This window comes from Sulfuricella sp. T08 (assembly GCF_000971475.1).
Classification (GTDB): Bacteria; Pseudomonadota; Gammaproteobacteria; order Burkholderiales; family Sulfuricellaceae; genus Sulfuricella.
The window spans coordinates 1-205 of sequence record NZ_DF967569.1; the positions used below are offsets into that span (position 1 = coordinate 1).

A 205-nucleotide genomic window follows, 5' to 3' on the forward strand; every position below is an offset into this window, starting at 1 on the left:
TCCTGAGCCTGGGGATTCAGGACAACCGCGGCGAAGCAGTGGTAGCGCTGAACCTCCAACAGATGCGCCTTACCGTGGTCGAAGATCACCTCCTTTATCCCGGCGGAACCTTCTCAAGCTCTACCCTGACCGGACACACATTTCAGCATGCGTTGCTGATGCTGAGCTTGCTCGCGGCTTGGCCGGTGCGCCGTTACTCTGAACG

General features: G+C 59.0%; 1 protein-coding gene. It reads left to right on the forward strand.

Annotated features, from left to right (window positions below; genetic code table 11):
- Positions 1 to 205, forward strand: a 205-nt coding sequence (locus SCT_RS17350) for a hypothetical protein (RefSeq protein WP_159107921.1), incomplete at both ends; no start/stop codon positions are given.